General features: G+C 68.2%; 17 protein-coding genes and 2 pseudogenes. 11 read left to right on the forward strand and 8 right to left on the reverse strand.

The features are described 5' to 3' along the window. Positions 1 to 13: 13 nt before the first annotated feature. Positions 14 to 412, reverse strand: a complete 399-nt coding sequence (locus ASF63_RS12435) for a PLDc N-terminal domain-containing protein (protein ID WP_056514279.1) — start codon at positions 410 to 412, stop codon at positions 14 to 16. Between the two features lie 100 nt (positions 413 to 512). Between ASF63_RS12435 and ASF63_RS12440 the strand changes: the two genes are divergently transcribed. Together ASF63_RS12440 and ASF63_RS12445 are read left to right on the forward strand one after the other, a co-directional pair. Next, positions 513 to 935: a hypothetical protein gene (locus ASF63_RS12440; protein ID WP_235560783.1), complete on the forward strand. Its 423-nt coding sequence runs from the start codon at positions 513 to 515 to the stop codon at positions 933 to 935. Between the two features lie 81 nt (positions 936 to 1,016). Next, the gene (locus ASF63_RS12445) at positions 1,017 to 1,670 is read left to right on the forward strand and encodes a DsbA family protein (RefSeq protein ID WP_056514280.1); all 654 of its coding nucleotides are present in this window, start codon (positions 1,017 to 1,019) and stop codon (positions 1,668 to 1,670) included. A 21-nt stretch (positions 1,671 to 1,691) separates the two neighbouring features. On the opposite strand, the gene ASF63_RS12450 is transcribed toward ASF63_RS12445, so the two are convergent. After that, positions 1,692 to 2,744 carry a PQQ-dependent sugar dehydrogenase gene (locus ASF63_RS12450; protein ID WP_082478097.1) on the reverse strand — a complete coding sequence of 351 codons (1,053 nt, stop codon included), beginning with the start codon at positions 2,742 to 2,744 and terminating at the stop codon, positions 1,692 to 1,694. A 101-nt stretch (positions 2,745 to 2,845) separates the two neighbouring features. Between ASF63_RS12450 and ASF63_RS12455 the strand changes: the two genes are divergently transcribed. The 3 genes from ASF63_RS12455 (at position 2,846) to ASF63_RS12465 (ending at position 6,742) form a co-directional block, all read left to right on the forward strand. Further along, a complete protein-coding gene (locus ASF63_RS12455) occupies positions 2,846 to 3,598 on the forward strand; it encodes a hypothetical protein (protein WP_157534323.1) in 753 nt (250 codons plus the stop codon). A gap of 4 nt (positions 3,599 to 3,602) precedes the next feature. Continuing rightward, on the forward strand, positions 3,603 to 5,675 hold the full coding sequence (locus ASF63_RS12460; RefSeq protein WP_056514284.1) for a bifunctional lysylphosphatidylglycerol flippase/synthetase MprF: 2,073 nt from the start codon (positions 3,603 to 3,605) through the stop codon (positions 5,673 to 5,675). A 119-nt stretch (positions 5,676 to 5,794) separates the two neighbouring features. Further along, positions 5,795 to 6,742, forward strand: coding sequence for a DUF1214 domain-containing protein (locus ASF63_RS12465; protein ID WP_056514934.1), 948 nt, complete (start codon positions 5,795 to 5,797; stop codon positions 6,740 to 6,742). A 26-nt stretch (positions 6,743 to 6,768) separates the two neighbouring features. Here ASF63_RS12465 and arfB read toward each other — a convergent pair whose 3' ends face one another. Next, the gene (gene arfB, locus ASF63_RS12470; protein WP_056514287.1) at positions 6,769 to 7,209 is read right to left on the reverse strand and encodes an alternative ribosome rescue aminoacyl-tRNA hydrolase ArfB; all 441 of its coding nucleotides are present in this window, start codon (positions 7,207 to 7,209) and stop codon (positions 6,769 to 6,771) included. Between the two features lie 33 nt (positions 7,210 to 7,242). Continuing rightward, the gene (locus tag ASF63_RS12475; RefSeq protein WP_235560784.1) at positions 7,243 to 8,541 is read right to left on the reverse strand and encodes an MFS transporter; all 1,299 of its coding nucleotides are present in this window, start codon (positions 8,539 to 8,541) and stop codon (positions 7,243 to 7,245) included. Between the two features lie 70 nt (positions 8,542 to 8,611). Between ASF63_RS12475 and ASF63_RS12480 the strand changes: the two genes are divergently transcribed. Next, entirely contained in the window at positions 8,612 to 9,226 is a 615-nt protein-coding gene (locus ASF63_RS12480; protein ID WP_056514293.1) for a TetR/AcrR family transcriptional regulator, read from the forward strand. Positions 9,227 to 9,282: 56 nt separating this feature from the next. Next, a complete protein-coding gene (locus ASF63_RS12485) occupies positions 9,283 to 10,476 on the forward strand; it encodes a low temperature requirement protein A (protein ID WP_056514295.1) in 1,194 nt (397 codons plus the stop codon). Between the two features lie 25 nt (positions 10,477 to 10,501). On the opposite strand, the pseudogene ASF63_RS19070 reads toward ASF63_RS12485, so the two are convergent. Continuing rightward, a pseudogene (locus tag ASF63_RS19070) lies at positions 10,502 to 10,577 on the reverse strand. A gap of 135 nt (positions 10,578 to 10,712) precedes the next feature. On the opposite strand from ASF63_RS19070, the gene ASF63_RS12490 reads away from it, so the two are divergent. Next, a complete protein-coding gene (locus ASF63_RS12490) occupies positions 10,713 to 11,648 on the forward strand; it encodes a hypothetical protein (RefSeq protein ID WP_056514298.1) in 936 nt (311 codons plus the stop codon). Here the strand turns inward: ASF63_RS12490 and ASF63_RS12495 are convergent. Beyond that, a complete protein-coding gene (locus tag ASF63_RS12495) occupies positions 11,637 to 12,623 on the reverse strand; it encodes a helix-turn-helix transcriptional regulator (RefSeq protein WP_056514301.1) in 987 nt (328 codons plus the stop codon). The genes ASF63_RS12490 and ASF63_RS12495 overlap by 12 nt on opposite strands. Positions 12,624 to 12,684: 61 nt before the next feature. On the opposite strand from ASF63_RS12495, the gene ASF63_RS12500 reads away from it, so the two are divergent. Next, positions 12,685 to 13,737 carry an ATP-binding cassette domain-containing protein gene (locus ASF63_RS12500; RefSeq protein ID WP_056514304.1) on the forward strand — a complete coding sequence of 351 codons (1,053 nt, stop codon included), beginning with the start codon at positions 12,685 to 12,687 and terminating at the stop codon, positions 13,735 to 13,737. Next, the gene (locus tag ASF63_RS12505) at positions 13,734 to 14,528 is read left to right on the forward strand and encodes an ABC transporter permease (protein ID WP_056514307.1); all 795 of its coding nucleotides are present in this window, start codon (positions 13,734 to 13,736) and stop codon (positions 14,526 to 14,528) included. The genes ASF63_RS12500 and ASF63_RS12505 overlap by 4 nt, the downstream gene beginning before the upstream one ends. A 140-nt stretch (positions 14,529 to 14,668) precedes the next feature. Here the strand turns inward: ASF63_RS12505 and ASF63_RS12510 are convergent. Together ASF63_RS12510 and ASF63_RS12515 are read right to left on the reverse strand one after the other, a co-directional pair. Beyond that, a pseudogene (locus ASF63_RS12510) lies at positions 14,669 to 15,079 on the reverse strand (alcohol dehydrogenase catalytic domain-containing protein); the annotation flags it as partial. Positions 15,080 to 15,111: 32 nt separating this feature from the next. After that, positions 15,112 to 15,825, reverse strand: a complete 714-nt coding sequence (locus ASF63_RS12515; RefSeq protein ID WP_056514311.1) for an SDR family oxidoreductase — start codon at positions 15,823 to 15,825, stop codon at positions 15,112 to 15,114. A gap of 123 nt (positions 15,826 to 15,948) precedes the next feature. On the opposite strand from ASF63_RS12515, the gene ASF63_RS12520 reads away from it, so the two are divergent. Next, complete coding sequence (locus tag ASF63_RS12520) at positions 15,949 to 16,551, forward strand: TetR/AcrR family transcriptional regulator (protein ID WP_056514314.1); 603 nt, start codon at positions 15,949 to 15,951, stop codon at positions 16,549 to 16,551.

The raw sequence follows: 16,551 nt of genomic DNA on the forward strand, positions 1-16,551 counted from the left end.
GCCGGCGATGCCGTCACGGACGCGTGTCCGGCGCTGTGCCGTCGGGCGCTGTGCCGTCGGGTGCAGGGCCGTCGGGTGCAGCGCCGTCGTCGGTCTCGTCCTCGAGCCGCGCGAGCTCCTCTTCGAGGCGGCGGATGCGGGCATCCTGCTCGGTCTTGCTGATGCTGCGGAGGAACTGGGGGTCGTCGTCAGGAGCGACGATGCGGATCTCCCCGCCGTTGTCGTTCGCACGGCGGCGGCCGATCGTGAACCAGAGGATCCCGCCGATGACCGGGACGAGGATGACGATGACGATCCAGATCGCCTTACGCACTCCGCGGTGCCTCGTCGGCGGCTGGACGGCGCAGTCGACGATGCTGTACACCCAGAAGATGGCTGCCAGGAACCCGCCTACGATCAACAGTCTCGCCACCCCTCCAGTGTAGGCGGGTGAACGGGAGGTGGATCGGCCGCGGCGGCATGACGGAGGCTCAGATCGTGTTCCGACACCCGATTGTTAGACTGCGCGGATCATGTCCACCCCGTCGATGCGCCTGCGACAGCACGGCCCCGAGCGGGTGCTGATCCTGCGGATCGCTCTCGCCCTCGGCCTCGCTCTGCTGCTGGTCATCGGCGCGTGGTCGACATCGCACGGCAAGGCCGATGCGCATGCCGCACTGTGCCTCGCGCCCGGGGTCTCCGCGGCCTCGGCCTCCGTCCATCACGACGGCGGGGTCACGGTCGTCGACGCGGTGTCGTCGGACACCGGCACAGCCGTCGTCGCCGCGCTGTGCTGCATCCTTCTCGTGTTCGTGCTTCTGTTCCTGCGCTTCGGTCGCGCCGCGCGCCTCCTCGTGAGGAGCCGCGGGCTCCTGACCGCCGCTCCGACCCGCGCCGGCCCTCGCCTGTACGTCCCCGCTCTCACGCTCACTCAGCTCTCCCTCTCGCGCACCTGAATCAGGCACGCCGCCGTTCGGCGACCCCGGCCGCACCGCGGCACCCTCACCCCTGCCTGATATCACCCGTTGGAGTACCCCATGAAGAGCCCTGTCAAGGCGACCCTGATCGCCATCGCCACAGCCATCGTCCTCGCGATCGTCGGCATCGCCTACGCCATGTCGCAGCGCGCCGACGAGCCGGCTCCCCCTGAGGGCGAGAAGCTGCAGACCGTGCGCACCGACTCGCACGTGCTCGACGAGGGAGGCGCGGATGCTGTGATCGTCGTCGAGTTCCTCGACTTCGAGTGCGAGGCCTGCGGCGCGTTCTATCCGATCGTCGAAGACCTGCGGGAGCAGTACGCCGGTGACATCACCTACGTCGTGCGGTACTTCCCGCTGCCGGGTCACATCAACTCGACCCAGGCCGCACTCGCTGCCGAGGCCGCCGCGCAGCAGGACCGGTTCGAGGACATGTATCACCGCCTGTTCGAGACGCAGTCGCAGTGGGGCGAGCAGTCGCAGGAGACGCCCGAGGTGTTCCGCGGATTCGCCGCAGACCTCGGACTCGACATGGCGGCGTACGACGCGGCGGTCGCCGACCCCGCCACCCTCGCGCGCGTTCAGGCCGACAAGAACGACGGCGAAGCCCTCGGCGTGCGCAGCACCCCCAGCTTCTTCATCGACGGCGAGCCCGTCGTGCTGGAAGCCTGGGGCGACCTCGAGGCTGCCATCGAGAAGGCCGTGAACGAATGATCTGCCGAGCCCGCCCCGGGATCAGTCGCTGTCGAGGCGCAGGACGCGGTCGTCCCCGGGCGAGGGGCTGCCGCGTCCGTCGGTGTTGTTCGTGAGGACCCAGGTCGCACCGTCCGGACCTGTGACCACGTCGCGCAGGCGGCCCAGCTCGCCCACGAACTGCTCGGTGCTGGTCGTCAGATCGTCGAGCGGTACGACGCGCAGGCGCTCGCCGCGGAGGTTCGCGATGAGGATGTCGGATCCGGTGACCGCGATGCCGCTCGGGCTCGCATCGTCCGGCGACCACTGCTGCACGGGGTCGATGAAGTCGTCATCGTCGGCGATCCCCTCGGCGTCGGGCCAGCCGTAGTTGCCGCCGGATTCGATCACGTTGAGCTCGTCCCAGGTGTCCTGTCCGAACTCGCTCGCGTACATCGCGCCTTCCGCATCCCAGGCGATGCCCTGCGGATTGCGGTGCCCGTAGCTGTAGACGGGCGAGTCGTCGAAGGGATTGTCGTCGGGGATGCCTCCCTCGGGGGCGAGTCGCAGGATCTTGCCAGACAGGGCATCGATGTCCTGGGCGCTGTCGCGGTCACCCGCGTCACCGGTCGAGACATACAGCATCCCGTCCGGTCCGAAGGCGATGCGTCCGCCGTTGTGGTTGCCCGCCGCCGGGATGCCGTCGATCACCGTCGTCGGCTCGCCGAGCGAGAGATCCCCCGCCTCCCCGGTGATCTCTCGCCGCTCCACACGGTTCTCGTCATCAGCGGTGAAGTAGGTGAACAGCTCGCCCTCGTGCACCGCGAGTCCGAGCAGCCCGCCCTCGCCGGCGGGTGCGACACCGTCGATCACGGCGACCTCCCGGGTCTCGCCGTCGTCGGCGATCTCGAGCACCCGCGCGCTGTCACGCTCGCTCACCAGCGCGACGCCGTCGTGGAATGCGATCGACCAGGGTGCGTCGAGCCCTTCGACGACGGATTCGGTCGTCGGTGCCGAGACCGAGGCCGGCTCGGCCGCGCACGAGGCGACGATCAGAGCGACCGCGGATGCCGCGACGACAGCAGTCGACGCGCGGAGTGCGGATTTCGCGAGCATGCCTCCATCCAACGCGGTATCGACGTCGAGCGACAGCCTCGGCCCGAGAACCCCCACAGAACCCGTATCGGCGAGCCCGGATGCAGGAGCACAATACCGATATGAGCGAGGGCTCTTCTCTGGAGCAGCCTGTGCCGGGCGAGGGGACGGCACCGGCATCCGATGACGAGGTCGCGCCGCCGCCGAGCGAATCGGACGCGGCGCTGGGACGTCGTGCGCAGCTGCTCGCCACCGAGCACTGGGGCCTGCTCGCCGCGCGCAGCACCGCGCAGAGCGAGGTGCTCACCCGGATCACGATCTTCCTGACTCTGGTCTCGGCCGGCCTCGTGACGATCGGTCTTCTGGGTCAGGCCTCCGACTTCGGCGGCTGGTTCGGCGGTGCCTCGCTCGCCATCCTCGCGTTCCTCGCGCTCATCGGCTTCATGACGCAGGTGCGGGTGATGAACGTCTCGGAAGAGGACATGATGTACGTCGTCGCGATGAACCGCATCCGCGGTGCGTACGTCGACATCGACCCGCACGTCGAAGAGGTGTTTCTCGCCTCGCCGTACGACGACCTTCCGGGCATGAAGAGGACGTACTCGTTCCTGCGGCCTCGCAGCGTCAGCATCCTTCTCGGAAGCTCGGTCATGCTGCTGATCGTCGTGAACGCGTGCGTGGTGGGGCTGTTGGTCGGCTCGGCGATCATCGCCGGCGGGGGCTCCTTCGCCTGGGCGATCGCGCTCGGGATCATCGCGGGGCTGCTCTTCGCGGCGGGCTTCATGATCTTCGGCGGCGTCGGCTTCCGGTGGGCGTGGAGCCACTACTCCGCTCGTCGCCCCACTCCGGAAAGCGCGTCGTCCTCGCTACGCTGAGCGCATGACCGAGGCGCGAATCCCCACGCATCCCGTCCTCGCCGTGGTCCGGCGAATCCCCGCGACGCTCACGATGGTCGCGCTGATACTCGTCGTCGGCGTGGCGTGGCAGGGACTGTGGCGCCCGTTCGAAGACACGCCGCTGTTCTCGACCGTGGCCTACGGGCTGCCGAACTTCCTCGACGGCAAGTGGTGGACGCCCCTCACCGGGACGTTCTTCGTCAACACACCCTGGGTCTACCTCTTCACGATCTCGGGTTTCTGGGGCATGGCGTACCTAGAGTTCCGTCGAGGATCCCGCGTCGCACTCGCCTACTACTGGGTGGGTCAGCTCTTCGCGATGTTCGCGACCGCTCTGGTGCTCGCCTTCGCGTCGCAGCTGCCGTGGGCGTGGGCCGAGGCTCAGGCTCAGGCGCTCGACGTCGGAGCATCCGGCGGCACCATGGCGTGCATCGCGGCCGCCGTCGGGCTGTTCCGCCCGCCGTGGCGCGTGCGAGGCTGGCTCATCCTGCTCGGGTTCGTCTTCATCGCGATGCTGTTCTGGGGCGCACTCGCCGACCTCGAGCACCTGCTCGCGGTGCTGCTGATCCTGTTCGCCGACCGCACTCTGCGCGTGCAGCGGACCACGGTGCGCGAACAGCGGCTCATCGCGGTCATCGCGCTGCTGGTGCTGGGGGCCGTCGAGATCATCACGACGCTGGTGGCGACCGATGGACCGTTCGGCCCGACCGAGCCGGCATCCGGCGGATTCATCGATCTGGCGATCGACCTCGTCGTGATCGTCGTGCTCATGAACGGGCTTCTGCGGGGCCGCCACTGGTCGTGGGTGCTCGTGATCCTGCTCGGCCTGTTCAACATCCTGATCGCGGCACTCGTGCTGACGCTCATCACCGTCTTCTCGCAGGCCCAGGTCGACCTGCGGTGGGACGGCGAGACCGAGCTCTCCCTCGCCAACGGCTTCCTCTGGATGGTCCTGCTCGTCTATCTGATCGCCGTGCGCCGGGCCTTCCGAGCGAAGCGCAAGTCGCCCCTCGGCATCCAGCCGGCCCCCTCGGTCGACGACGTGAAGACCGAACTGCGCGCCCACGGTGGCGGCACTCTGTCGTGGATGACGACCTGGGAGGGCAACAGCTACGCGCGCAGCGCCGCGGGGATCGTGGCGTATCAGCGACGGGCCGGCGTCGCTCTCGCGCTCGCGGACCCGATCGGCCCGACGGATGCTCGCGCAGATGCGGTCGCGGACTTCATCCGCACGGCGGAGAACGCGGGCCTCGTGCCCTGCTTCTTCAGCGCGGACGACGCCACCCGTCAGGCTGTGCCGTCGACGTGGCGGAGCATCGTCGTCGCGGACGACACGATCGTCGACCTGCCCGGGCTCGAGTTCACGGGCAAGCGCTGGAACTCGGTGCGGACATCCCTCAACCGCGCGGGTCGTGACGCGATGACGTTCAGGATGACGCACCTGAAGTCCGAGCCGTGGGGCGTGCAGCAGCAGCTGCGGGCGATCTCGGAGGCGTGGGTCGGCGACAAAGACCTCCCCGAGATGCGCTTCACGCTCGGAACGCTCGAGGAGGCGGAGGATCCGGAGGTGCGGCTCGCGCTGGCGATCGCCCCGAACGGCGATGTCGACGGGTTCTTGTCGTGGCTTCCCGTCTACGGCGAGGGCGGCACCGTGCGCGGGTGGACGCTCGACCTCATGCGTCGGCGGGAGGGCGGCTTCGCCCCGGTGATGGAGTATCTGATCGGCTCATCCGCGCGGCAGTTCTCGGAGGAGGGTGCCGAGATCATGTCGCTCTCGGGGGCACCCCTCGCTCACGACTATCCGCCGGATGCCGGCATGATCGCCGCGCTGAGCGATCGTCTCGCCGAAGCGCTCGAGCCCGTCTACGGGTTCGGATCGCTGCACCGGTTCAAGCAGAAGTTCCACCCCCGCTACGAGACCATGTACCTGCTGTTCCGCGACGAGGCCGACCTCGCAGCGATCGGCACGGCCCTGACCCGGGCGTTCCTGCCGGATGCGACGCTGCGGCAGTTCGCGGGTGCGGGACTCGAACTGGTGCGAGGCAACAAGGACTGATCGGCCCGGGCCGACCCGACTCGAACCAGCCGGTGCAAGCTCACCCACAAGGGGTGATCTGGGGTGCGCGGATCGCCTCGCACAGCCAGGATGAAGTCACCGTCGAGGAAGGACCCACGATGACCGACACTCCTGCGCCCGTCACTTTCGCGAACTTCGCCCGGGTCGAAAGCGCTCGCATGTTCGACGCGATCGCTTCCGCCGCCGGCGGGTCGAATCGCTGGAACCATTACCGCGTGCCCACCCCGATCGACCAGCAGACGGTGATCCGGATGAATCGCGACACTCTGTACAGCGCCGCGATCATCGACGTCTCGCACGGCGCGACCATCACGATCCCCGACGCCGGCGACCGGTACATCTCGGTGATGCTCGTCAACGAGGACCACTACATCAATCGTGTGCTCCATGACCCCGGCACCCACGAGCTGTCGGCGCAGGACCTCGGATCCGACTTCGTCCTCGCAGCGGTGCGGGTGCTGGTGGATTCCGAGGATGCCGACGATGTCGCGACGGTCAACGCCCTGCAGGACCGTTTCGCGCTGACGTCGGTCGGGGGCGGCGAGTTCCCCGCCCCCGTCTACGACGAGGCGAGCTTCGCAGAGACGCGCGCGGCGATCCTGACCCTGGCGAAAGGGCTCGGAGGACTCGAGCGGTGCTTCGGCCGCGCCGACGCCGTGGATCCCATCCGCCATCTCCTCGCCACGGCGGCGGGCTGGGGAGGTCTGCCGGAGGACGAGGCGTTCTACATAAACGTCGACCCGCGCCTCCCTCTCGGCGAGTACACGCTGCGCGTCGATGAGGTGCCCGTCGACGGCTTCTGGTCTGTGTCGCTGTACGACGGCGACGGATACTTCGCAGCGAACGAGCATGGGGCGTACAGCGTCAACAGCGTGACCGGCGTGCGAGACGCCGACGGTTCGATCACGATCCGATTCGGCGGTGATGTCGACCTGCCGAATGCGCTGCCCCTGCCTGAGGGGTGGAACTACCTGGTGCGCCTCTACCGCCCGAGACCCGAGGTCATCGACGGCACGTGGTCGTTCCCGAGCCTCCGGACGCCCTGACGGAGTGAGGCGCCGATTCGACCTTCTCAGCCGTCGCGCGGGGGCCTTCGCAGCTTCTTGACGTCGGTGCGCTGCTTCTTGGCGGTCAGCCGCCGCTCCTTCGACCCGCGGCTGGGCTTGGTCGCTCGACGCTGAGGCGCTGGCGGGCGCAGAGCGTCGGCGACCAGGGCCACGAGCCGTTCGCGTGCGGCGTCGCGGTTGCGCAGCTGGGCGCGGTGCTCGGAGGCGGCGATCGTCAGCACCCCGTTCACGAGACGGCCGCTCAGTCGCTCGAGGATGCGCTCGCGCTGGTGCGGAGTGAGCGACGCGCTAGCGCTCGCATCCCAGACCAGCTCCACTCGGGAATCCGCCGTGTTCACACCCTGACCGCCCGGCCCTGACGAGCGCGAGAAGCGCCACGACAGCTCGGCCTCGGGGATCGTGAGACCCGCCGAGACCCGGAGACCGGGGCGATGAGGGGTGGGCATGCATCCATCATCCCCCGGCGCGGGGTGCGCGTATCAGCCGAGTGCGTCAGCCGCCTCGAGGGGGGTGCCGTTCGCGGTGCCCTCGGACTGCGGCACGGCATTCGTCTTCGCCGTGTTCGCGATGTGCGCGCGGGAGACCACGATCACGGCGACGACCATCAGCGCGACCCCCAGCCAGTACGGGGCAGCGTGGCTGACCGTGACGTACAGAGCACCCGCGATCAGCGGTGCGGCGGTGTTCATCGCGGCGTTGAGCGACTGGGTCGCTCCCCCGAGCCACCCCTGCTCGTCGTCTCCGACCGCATTCGACATCGCACCGTCCAGCGCGGCCGTCGATGCTCCCTGGCCTGCAGCGAGCATCAGCGCACCGACGATGAACACCCAGGGCTGCGCGAACACCGAAGCGACGATCGCGAGGCCGACGAGTCCGATCGTCTGCGCCACGATGCCGCTGATGATCACACCGCGCTCGCCGATGCGAGGCAGCAGGATGCCGAGCAGCACGCCCTGGATGAGGATGTCGATGATGCCGACACCCGCGGTGAGCAGGCCGATCTGGGTCGGACCCCAGCTGATCGAGTCGAGCGCCAGCACGCTGAAGTTGTTGACGAAGAAGCCGAACGGCAGCGCGAGCAGGCCGAATCCGATCATCAGCCCCCGCAGCTCCTTGCGCCCGAATGCTTCCTTGAAGACGCCGAACGGCTGGATCTCGCGCACCGAGATGCGCTCGATCCGGTTCTCGGGCTTCAGGCTCTCGGGCAGCAGGAAGATGCTGAGGATGGCGATCACGAGGGCGACGGCTGCGGTGAGGAAGACCGGCAGCTGCAGGCTGACGGCCGCGAGCAGTCCGCCGATCGCGGGTCCGATCATCATGCCGATGCCCGAGAGAGCACCGAGCAGGCCGAACCGCTGAGCGCGCTTCTCGGGCGGCGTGATGTCGGCGAGGTAGGCGAAGAGGGCCGGAAGGTCGCCGGCGGTCAGTCCCTGGATGACACGCGCGAGCACGAGCACCCAGATCGCTCCCCCGATGCCGAACAGCGCCATGGCGAATGCCGCTCCGAAGGCGGCGGCGATGATCACCGGTCGTCGCCCGAAGCGGTCGGAGAGGCGACCGAGGAAGGGGGCGACCAGGAAGGCGCACAGGCCGTTGATCGCTTCGAGCACTCCGACCCAGATCGCGAGATCGCCCTCGTGCGACACGTATTGCAGCACGACGAAGGGCAGGACGGGGAGGACGACGGTCATGCCGATGACGGTGAGCATCGTCAGCACGATGAGCATGATCCAGGCGCGCTTTTCGCTGCGCGCAGGCGGGTTCTTTAGTGAAGTCACTCCGAAACTGTAGCAATACCAGTTTTGTTGTCAAGCCGATTCTGTATCGAGTTCGCGATAGCGTGGAGGCATGACGAACTCTGAGCCGCTCGGACGCCGCGAACGCAAGAAGGCGGCGACGCGCAAGAACATCTCTGACGTGGCGACGATGATGTTCCTCGAGCGCGGCTTCGACAACGTCAGCATCCGCGAGGTCGCGGATGCTGCCGACGTCTCCCCCACCACCGTGTTCGCGCACTTCCCCCAGAAAGAGGCGCTCGTCTTCGACGAGGACGACGAGCAGCGCGATCGCCTCGTCTCGGCCGTCCGCGACCGCGCCGACGGCATCACGATCAACCAGGCGATCCGCGACTTCTACGTGGTCGAGGTCGGCGCCAACATCGATGAGCACGGCAACGACGTGACGCGGATCTTCCTCACCTTCCTCAACGAGACGCCCGCGCTGCGCGAGTACGCCGCGAAGATGTGGCTGCGGCATGAGGATGCTCTCGCAGACGCGATCGCCGGCGAGCTCGGACTCACCGAACCCACGGCGGAGATCCGCGTGTACTCGCGTTTCGTGCTGCAGATGCAGCTGCTCGTGAACGAGAACGAGGACCAGCTCGGGATCCTCGACGCCGGGTTCGCGGTGCTCGAGAACGGCTGGGCCCCGGTGGAGGCAGCCCTGACGACGTCAGAGGACTGAATCCGCCCTGGCGACGTCAACGCCCTCCGCCGTGTCGGCGGTGCCAGGATGGTCGCATGGCATTCGGGATGGCTCGTGACGTGCTGCGCCCCACGGACTCTCCGCGCGCGGATCGAGTGACCTATGTCGAGCTGTTCTTCGACCTCCTGTTCGTCCTCGCGTTGACTCAGCTCTCTGCCTACCTCTATGAGAACCAGACGTCTCTGGGCGCCTTCGAGGGGGCCATCATGGTGTGCGCATTGTGGTGGGCATGGGTGTCGACCACCTGGGTGACCAACTGGCTCGACCCCGTGAAGCTTCCCGTGCGCGGGGCGGTGATCGCACTGGCCTTCGTGGCGCTCGTGATGAGCGTCTCGATCGCCGAGGCGTTCGGCGAGCGTGCGTGGGCTTTCGCGATCGCCTACGTCGTGCTCCAGGTCGGACGCACTGGCTTCATCGTGTGGGCGACAGCCCGTCACGATCGGCGGGTGGCCCGCGATTTCTCGCTCATCCTGTGCTGGACGGTCGCCGGTGGCGCATTGTGGATCGTCGGCGCACTGCTGCCCCTCGAGTGGCAGCTGCCGCTGTGGGCCGCAGCGCTGGCACTCGAGCTGCTCGGCACCGCGCTCGGCTTTCCGGTCCCCGGACGGGGGAAGGTTCTGCTGCGCTCCTGGGATCTCTCAGGTCCCCACATCGCCGAGCGCACGTCCCTCTTCGTACTCATCGCGCTCGGTGAAGGCCTCCTCGTCACCGGCTTCGCATTCGTCGGCAAGGAGTCGTCCGTCGCATCCATCGCCGCGATGGTGACGGCGTTCGTCACTGCAGCGGCCACCTGGTGGATCTACTTCGATCACGGCGAACGCATCGGGGCCGAAACGATCGAGGCGTCGGAGGAACCTGCGCGGCTCGCGCGCACCGTCTACACCTGGGTGCATCTTCCGATCATCGCCGGCATCGTGCTGATGAGCGTGGGCGACAAAGAGACGCTCTCGCTTCCCGACCAGCGCGGCCTCGCCGCAACGGTCGTGGTCGTCGGCGCACCGATCCTCTTCCTCACCGGCACCGTGCTGTTCCGCCGCGTGCTCGAAGGGCACTGGGCGCGAGCGCAGCTGGTCGGCCTGGTGGCTCTTGCTCTGCTCGCCGCTGTCGGATTCGCAGGCTTCATCGCCAACGCCCTCACGCTGTCGATCACGACCGCGATCGTTCTCGTCGGCATCGCAGCGGGCGAGACTGTCGAGCGCCTGCATCGCGGTCGTCGCTCAGGGGGCTGAACGGGCATTCGGAACCCTGACAGAGTGGACGCGACGGCGGGAGTCGAACCCGCAACGCCGTCAGATATGAGCTGAGGCCCGGGACCGCCCGGATCGCCGCGATGGGAATGACGTTACCCGGCCGTGATCCGGAAGGCCAGGAACGTTGCGGGGATTGACAGAGTGAGTCCGAGCATGACGAGAGTCGTCACGCCGCGTCATCCGACTCCGTCCGGACTGCGGTGTACGTTCGCCTCATGGCCGTTGATGAGGACACCGCCCCCACCAGCCTGAGGACCCACCGCTATCTGCGGCTGTCGCTCGTATTCATCGTCTTCGCGCTGTTGACGTCGGTGGTGATCCAGACGGTGGTGACGTCCTGGGAGCCGTTCGCTCTCGGATGGAAGCCGCTGCCCTCGATCAGCCACTACTTCTACACACCGGCTCGCACCGTGTTCGTCGGGGCCCTGATCGCGGCATCTCTCGCTCTTCTCGCCCTGTCGGGACGTGACCGCGCGACCACCCTGCTCGACATCTCGGCGCTGTTCGCGCCGCTGATCGCGATCGTGCCGACCGGTCTCGCGAACCGCCAGCGGATCGGAGGATTCGAGTGCCCGGACAACTTCGAGTGCGTGCCGGTCGAGTTCCAGGGCGACATGCGGCTCGGCATCGCCGTCTACGTGGTGGTCGTGGTCGTCGTGGTGCTCACGATGGCGGTGATCCGCCGTCGAACCCGCACGCCGAATCCCTCGGCCCGGCTCGTGTCGATCATCGCGGTCATCACCGCGGCGGCCGTCGCCGCGCTGGCTTTCGTGCCCGCACTCAACCCGCAATTCCCCTTCAACTTCTGGCCTGTGCACAGCATCCACTTCGTGGTGACTCTGGTGTTCTTCGGGGTGTTCGCCGCGGTGCCGATCCTCTATGCGGGCGGCCCGCTCGACCCCGGCGAGACCCCACCCACTCCTCGCCAACGATCGATCTACCGCTGGATCGCGGGGCTGCTGATCGTCGACCTCCTGCTGCTCGTCGTGGCTCTGCTCTTCCGCCAGGCGTTCGGCGAGACCCCGGTCGTGCTCTTCGGCGAGGCCGTCGCCCTGATCCTGTTCGCCACGTTCTGGTGGGTGCAGACGTTCCAGCGATGGGATGACCCGAACCCGCCGTCGATCGTCGCGCGACGGCCGCTACCCGCGTGAGCCGGGAGCGGGTGCATCGAGCGCCCGCCGCAGCCGCTCCAGGGATTCCCTGAGCTCCGCGCGATGCGGCTCGGGGAAACTCGTCGTGTACTCGACACCCTCGGGAATCCAGAGCAGCGCGTACATCGCCTCCCGCCAGTCCGACCCGCCGAACGGCCACCGGGTGCGGTCCTCACCCTCGGCCGTCGCCCCCTCCGACCACGGGCCGAACATGCCCTCCATCACAGGCAGCGGCAGGTTCATCACCGCATCCGCCTCGACCTTCTGCGGAGTCCACGATGCGGCGATCAGCACCCGCTCCTCGATCTCCTCCTCGGTGATCTCGCGGCGGGTGAACAGCACTCGCGTGTGCTCGACCGAGGCGATGCGGTCGACGCGGAAAGTGCGCCAGTCGTCGCGATCGAGATCCCAGCACAGCAGGAACCACTTGCGTCCCGAGGGAGCGAGGGCATGCGGCTCCACCCGCCGGTTGCTCTCGACACCCGCCCCGTCGACGTACCGCATGCGCAGTCGCTCGTGATCGCGGGTCGCCAGCGCGATCTCGCCCAGCACCGCCGGCGACACGACCGGCCCGTCACCGATGCGCGGCGGCTGCACGGAGGCGGCGAGCGCATTCACCCGCTGCCGCAGCGCCGACGGCAGCACCTGCTCGAGCTTCGCGAGGGCGGTGAGGGTGACCTCCGCGCCGCCGACGAGCTGCTGCGTCGCGGCGACCCGCAGGCCGATCGCCATCGTGACGGCCTCGTCGTCGGTGAGCAGCAGCGGCGGCACTGCGCTGCCCGCCTCCAGGCGATAGCCGCCGGCCGCACCCGGGGTCGACTCGACCCGGTATCCCAGCTCGCGCAGTCGGTCGACATCTCGGCGCACGGTGCGCTCGGTGACCCCGAGTCGGCCGGCGAGCTCGGTGCCGGGCCAGTGCCGGTGCGTCTGCAGCAGGTTGAGCAGTGCGAGCGCGCGGGTGGTGGTGTCGGACATGATTTCAGATTGCCAGACATTGCGGACAGGATCTGTCCTGGTTTGTTTCTACTCTCGAGCCATGTCGAACGAATCCATCATCGAAACAGAAGGCCTGACCAAGGTCTTCACCGTCAAGAAGACGCCGGTCCACGCAGTCACCGACCTCTCCTTCACCGCGGTCCGCGGCGAGCTCGTCGCGTTCCTCGGTCCGAACGGCGCGGGCAAGTCCACGAGCCTGCGGATGCTGACGACACTGATCCCCCCGACCGCTGGCACAGCCAGGGTGGTCGGCCACGACATCCACACGGATGCCGCCGGGGTGCGCGCCCGCATCGGCTATGTCGGCCAGCTCACGAGCGGAAGCTTCTCGCAGCGGGTCCGCGACGAGCTGCTGAGTCAGGGCGCCTTCTACGGCATGACCCGACGCGACAGCATCCGTCGGGCCGACGAGCTGATCGAATCGCTCGACCTCGCATCGTTCGCGACGCGCACGGTGCAGCAGCTCAGCGGAGGGCAGAAACGGCGGCTCGACATCGCGCTCGGACTCATGCACGCCCCGCCGCTGATCTTCCTCGACGAGCCGTCGACCGGGCTCGACCCGCAGAGCCGAGCGAATCTCTGGCAGCACATCCTCGACCTCCGCACGCAACACGGCACGACGGTGTTCCTCACGACGCACTACCTCGAAGAGGCCGACCGCTATGCCGAACGCGTCATGGTCATGGACAAGGGGCGGATCATCGCCGACGACGACGCGTCGTCGCTGAAGGCGACCCTCGCCGGAGACGTGCTCACCTTCGGCTTCGCGAGCGAGGCGGATGCGGCGAGCGCTCGCCCCGTGATCGCACGGCTCAGCACGGCCGACGCGACCATCGACGGCGACGCGGTGTCGCTCGCAGTCCCCGACGGCGATCAGCTGCTGCCGGTGATCGTCCGCGAGTTGGATGCCGCCGGCATCCTCGTCCGTCGGGCGACCGGCGTGCCTCCCACGCTCGACGACGTGTTCCTCGCCCTCACCGGGCGCACGCTGCGCGAAGCAGGAGAGGGCGGCGCCGGCGAATCCGACGCGGACACCGCGGCCGACAGCCCAGCCGACAGCAGCGAGAACGACAAGACAGGAGTCCTCTCATGACCACCACCGACCTTCCCCGCACCGACACCCTTGTGCGTTCGAACCTCGCACGCGATACGAAGAACGTGCTCACCCGTGAGCTCAAGCCGGTGCTGCGCGATCCGTTCACGCTGATCTTCAGCCTGCTGCAGCCGCTCGTGTTCCTGGGGCTGTTCGCGCCGTTGCTGATCGGCGGTTCCGGTCAGCCGGCGAGCGAGACCTTGGCCTGGTTCGTGCCTGGGGTGCTCGTGATGATCGTGCTGTTCGGCACCGGGGCGACCGGATCGAACCTGCAATACGAGATGATGACGGGCTCGCACGAGCGCACCCTGGTCGCTCCCCTGGCCCGCTCGTCGCTGCTCGTCGGACGGGCGCTCAAGGAGATCGCGCCGATCGTCGTGCAGGCGCTCGTGATCGTGCTGATCGCCTGGCCGTTCGGATTCGCGATCGACGTGCCCGGGCTGCTCATCGGGCTCGCCCTGCTCGCGGTCTTCGGCGTCGGGCTCGGCTCGTTGTCATACTCGCTGGCACTGGCCACCAAGGACCGGGAGTGGCTGTTCTGGGGAGTGCAGCAGTCGCTGATCTTCCCGCTGCTGATCCTCTCGGGAATGTTGCTGCCGCTCGATGACGGACCCGCGTGGATGCGCGCGGTCGCCGCCGTCAACCCGGTGAACTGGGTCGTGCAGGCCGAGCGGGCGCTGTTCTCCGGCGACCTCGGCGATGCGACCGTGCTCTGGGGCTGGGTATCGGCGCTGGCCGTTGCCGCGATCGGCCTCGTCGTCGGAGTGCGGGCCATCCGCCGCAGCAGCTGAGACGACAGGGCGCCGGCTCCGCGCATCCTCGCCCGATTCGGGCGGGAGGCGCGGGGCCGGCGTCGCGTTCAGACCTCGAGCGTGGCCACGATCTTGCCCCGACCGCCACCGGACGCGAGGTCGGCGAGGGCCGCCGGGATCTGCTCGACCAGCGCATGCCAGGCCGTGAGCGCCACGAGCGGCAGGGATGCGGCCTCGGCCGCCGTGATGCGCGCCGGGACGAGGGCGAGATCCGACTCGGCGACGGCGATCCGCTCGGCGAACGCCCCCATGCGGCGCTCGTCGGGCCGTGCGAACACCCTATCCCCCGGGCGGAACGACTCGACGAGCCCGCCGACGCGGATCACGGTGCCGGCGACGTCGTTGCCGAGGACGACAGGGAGCGAGTACGGCAGGATCTGCGCGAACTCCCCCAGGCGGATCTTCTCGTCGAGCTGGTTGAGCCCGGTCGCCTCCACCCGGATCAGGACGTCTCGGTCACCGATCTCGGGTTCGGCGGTCTCCTGCAGCTCGAGCGGCCTCGTGTACTTCGTGAGCACGAATGCTCGCATGATCGTTCCTCTTCTTGTCTGCGGGGCCGAGGTCAGACGGCCGAGCCGCGCAGCTGCGGGTAGACCGCGTCGAGCGGCGCGCTGAGACCGGCCTTGAGCTGCACCGAGATCTCGTCCGCGAGCACCTCGTACTCGCCCCGTTCGGTCGCGTCGAGGATCGCCCGCACGAGGTCGGCCGGGTCGGTCTTGGGGTCGGAGACGTGCTCGGCCATCGCCGTATCGACGTATCCGACGTGCACGCCGACGACGTGCACTCCCTCGGGCGCCAGCTCGAGACGCAGCGAGTTGGTCGCCGACCAGAGCGCTGCCTTCGTGGCGCTGTAGATGCCGCCGACCGCGAACCACGCGAGAGCCGAGTGGATGTCGATGACCGTGGCTCCGTCGCGTCCCGACAGCAGCGGGGCGTATGCGCGCGTCAGGAACAGCGGGCCGAGGAAGTTGGTCTCGACGTTGCGGCGGATCTCGTCGTCCGTATGCGTGAGTATGCCCGCCGTGGGCACGGAGGCGCCGGCGTTGTTGATCAGCACGGTCGCGTCGGATGCCACCTCCACGGCATCGCGGATGGACTGCGCATCGGTGACATCGAGCGTCAGCGGCACGATCCGAGCGTCGTCCCACTCGCGCGGCGTGCGGGCGCTGGCGTAGACCTTGGCAGCTCCCCGCTGGAGGGCCTGGTGCACGAACTGGGTGCCGATACCTCCGTTCGCGCCGGTGACGAGGACGACAGCTCCGTTGAGTGAAGGCATGGACCGCTCTTTCTTGTGTGCGACTTCTTCTTTGCGACAATGAGTGGATCATCGCTGAGCGTACGCACAAGCGACTCCAGTCATAACCGACTGTACTCAGTTTCTATTCCGAGGGGACGAAGAATGTCGAGCCAGGCCACGCCTCTCGGGCGCCGCGAGCGGAACAAGCAGCAGAAACTCGAGAGGATCACGGCGGCCGCGGCCGAGCTCTTCACCGCCCATGGCATCGACGACGTCACGACCCAGCAGATCGCCGAGAAGGCGGATGTCGGCACCGGGACGCTCTTCCTCTACGCCAAGACCAAGGGCGAACTGCTTCTGCTCGTGCAGAATGCGCACTACGCCCTGGCGCTGGAGAGCGGACGCACGGCGGCCGCCATGACAGCGGACACCCTCGACGCGACCATGGCGCTTCTCCGCCCCATCATCGAGTGCAATCGGGTGCAGGTCGAGAACGGCCGCACCTACCTCCGCGAGATGGTGTTCGGCAATCCGGCCGACTCGCATCACGCTGAGGCCCTGCGGATCGTCGGCGAGACCGAGGCGGCGCTGACCGGCATCCTGAACCGCGATCCGCTGATCGACGAGCACCGCGCCCCGACACTCGCCCGCATCGTCTCGGCCGCGATGTTCGTCACCATGGCGGCGAGCGTCAACGCCGACGCGAGCATCGACGAGATCGCCGACGATGTCAGGACCCAGGTAGGCGCATTGCTCGATCGGTGA

The organism is Microbacterium sp. Leaf320 (assembly GCF_001423485.1).
In the GTDB taxonomy this organism is placed as follows: Bacteria; Actinomycetota; Actinomycetes; order Actinomycetales; family Microbacteriaceae; genus Microbacterium.

What these genes read in the sequence shown, in the direction of transcription:
- ASF63_RS12450 (WP_082478097.1), bottom strand. Translation starts at nt 2,744, where the DNA reads ATGCTCGCGAAATCCGCACTCCGCGCGTCGACTGCTGTCGTCGCGGCA.
- ASF63_RS12490 (WP_056514298.1), top strand. Translation starts at nt 10,713, where the DNA reads ATGGCCGTTGATGAGGACACCGCCCCCACCAGCCTGAGGACCCACCGC.
- ASF63_RS12505 (WP_056514307.1), top strand. Translation starts at nt 13,734, where the DNA reads ATGACCACCACCGACCTTCCCCGCACCGACACCCTTGTGCGTTCGAAC.
- ASF63_RS12445 (WP_056514280.1), top strand. Translation starts at nt 1,017, where the DNA reads ATGAAGAGCCCTGTCAAGGCGACCCTGATCGCCATCGCCACAGCCATC.
- ASF63_RS12480 (WP_056514293.1), top strand. Translation starts at nt 8,612, where the DNA reads ATGACGAACTCTGAGCCGCTCGGACGCCGCGAACGCAAGAAGGCGGCG.
- ASF63_RS12495 (WP_056514301.1), bottom strand. Translation starts at nt 12,623, where the DNA reads ATGTCCGACACCACCACCCGCGCGCTCGCACTGCTCAACCTGCTGCAG.
- ASF63_RS12465 (WP_056514934.1), top strand. Translation starts at nt 5,795, where the DNA reads ATGACCGACACTCCTGCGCCCGTCACTTTCGCGAACTTCGCCCGGGTC.
- ASF63_RS12460 (WP_056514284.1), top strand. Translation starts at nt 3,603, where the DNA reads ATGACCGAGGCGCGAATCCCCACGCATCCCGTCCTCGCCGTGGTCCGG.
- arfB (WP_056514287.1), bottom strand. Translation starts at nt 7,209, where the DNA reads ATGCCCACCCCTCATCGCCCCGGTCTCCGGGTCTCGGCGGGTCTCACG.
- ASF63_RS12500 (WP_056514304.1), top strand. Translation starts at nt 12,685, where the DNA reads ATGTCGAACGAATCCATCATCGAAACAGAAGGCCTGACCAAGGTCTTC.
- ASF63_RS12455 (WP_157534323.1), top strand. Translation starts at nt 2,846, where the DNA reads ATGAGCGAGGGCTCTTCTCTGGAGCAGCCTGTGCCGGGCGAGGGGACG.
- ASF63_RS12515 (WP_056514311.1), bottom strand. Translation starts at nt 15,825, where the DNA reads ATGCCTTCACTCAACGGAGCTGTCGTCCTCGTCACCGGCGCGAACGGA.
- ASF63_RS12485 (WP_056514295.1), top strand. Translation starts at nt 9,283, where the DNA reads ATGGCATTCGGGATGGCTCGTGACGTGCTGCGCCCCACGGACTCTCCG.
- ASF63_RS12440 (WP_235560783.1), top strand. Translation starts at nt 513, where the DNA reads ATGTCCACCCCGTCGATGCGCCTGCGACAGCACGGCCCCGAGCGGGTG.
- ASF63_RS12520 (WP_056514314.1), top strand. Translation starts at nt 15,949, where the DNA reads ATGTCGAGCCAGGCCACGCCTCTCGGGCGCCGCGAGCGGAACAAGCAG.